Origin of the sequence: Pedobacter frigiditerrae (assembly GCF_032678705.1) — a bacterium.
Taxonomy (GTDB): domain Bacteria; phylum Bacteroidota; class Bacteroidia; order Sphingobacteriales; family Sphingobacteriaceae; genus Pedobacter; species Pedobacter frigiditerrae_A.
The window spans coordinates 1-1577 of record NZ_JAVTSS010000004.1 but is presented as its reverse complement, the minus strand read 5'-3'; the positions used below and the strand labels follow the sequence as shown (position 1 = coordinate 1577).

Here is a 1577-nt window from a genome sequence, read left to right as displayed (position 1 = left end):
TTTTATGTGCGTTTTTAAACGATTAATTGATTGGGAGATTTGTTTGAGCTACTTGTACAAAGTTGCTACCAAGACCTGATGGAAGCGAAAACGGAGCAAAACGAGTAAAGCAGAAAGGCGCTACCTTCAAAACTGGAATTGCAATTGAAATAATAAAGTAGAGACATTTTAGGCAGCTTCTGTTTTATTTTTCATCATTTCCTGTTCCACCTGAACTGGAATTAGGTAATCAAGTATAGAATGTCTTCTTTTTCTATTGTACCAAACTTCGATGTAATCTAATATCTCAAGTTTTGTCTGTGCCATAGTTTCAAATTTTCTGTGGTATTTCATTTCCGTTTTTATGGTCTTAAAAAAGCTTTCGGCGATGGAATTGTCCCAGCAATTGCCTTTTCTGCTCATACTTTGCAGTATGGGGGTAGTCCCTTAAGGCATCTGTGAAACTCATCGTTGGCATATAGGATACCCCTGTCACTATGAAATACAAGTTCTCTCTCCAAGTGCCTGTTCTTTATGCCCATGTTCCATGCATCCACAATCGTTGAACTGGCGCTCATACTATTATCCATGCTCCAACCGATGGCTTATCGATCCGCCAGATCTATGACCACATTTATGTCCTCGGTTCTGACATAGGTAATGTCACTTACCCATTTCTCCTCTGTACTGGCAGTACTGAAATCGCTCAACAACAGCCTTGTATTTACTGGATAATGGCGGTTGGAGTTAGTAGTTACCCTGTATCTCCGCTTCATAATACTCTTTATGGCGTTTCTGCCCATCAACCTCGCTATCCGTGGACGTGATAACCTTATGCCGTCAGCATTCAGTTCCCTGGTTATGCATGGACTACCATAACGCCCCTTGCTCTTCGAATACACTAATTTGAGAATGGCCAGCAGTTAGGAGTTCTGTTGTTGCCAAAAAACTACCAGATCCTTGGCCCACTTTGTAAATAGGAACTATTTTATATCCTCCGTTTCCTTTGAAAGGATGCCAATCGACTTTTTATGATATCACGTTCAAGCTTAGCATTTTTCAACGTCTTTTTCAATCTCCCGATTTCATCTGTTATGCACTGAGGACCGCAATCCTCATTATGATCTTACCTTCATCGAATTTCGATTGTTGCGCTAATTGCTTAACCTAGCTCGGTTGCAGCTTTCTTTACTTTACGGAACTTTTCAGTTTGGATAGCTCTAGCAATGATCCATTTCTTTTTTGCCCAATTGTATTCCATCTTCACTTCGTCCTAATTTTCTGGACACACTTATTTGGAGTTACTGGTTATAAAATCTTTTGCACCGTCACACTGAGCGTGGTCGAAGTGCCTACAAGCCAAAGTATTTCCGTTGATGTCGGGTTTAGGTGGCAAGACCATTGCCCATCACCTCTGTTTTCCCCTCAATGCACCTGCCTGCAATATTAACAATAAACTTTTCTCGTTGTGTCTCATTGTGTTAGGTGTTTTGACACGGATAAAAGTATCGTTGCGTTTTGCATTGTTGGATTTTTTCCTACCTTTGCAACCCGCTACGGAGGTAACGACGGAAGGAAAAGGAAGGTGAGGTTGATTG

The 1577-nt window shown here is 41.0% G+C and carries 2 protein-coding genes; both read right to left on the bottom strand.

Going from position 1 to position 1577, the window contains the following annotated elements:
- Positions 1-168 precede the first annotated feature (168 nt).
- Positions 169-402 (bottom strand): IS3 family transposase, encoded by a 234-nt coding sequence (locus tag R2Q59_RS20570; protein ID WP_316787364.1) that lies wholly within the window; start codon positions 400-402, stop codon positions 169-171.
- A 182-nt stretch (positions 403-584) separates the two neighbouring features.
- Positions 585-881 carry an IS3 family transposase gene (locus R2Q59_RS20615; RefSeq protein ID WP_410478933.1) on the bottom strand — a complete coding sequence of 99 codons (297 nt, stop codon included), beginning with the start codon at positions 879-881 and terminating at the stop codon, positions 585-587.
- Positions 882-1577: the final 696 nt, after the last annotated feature.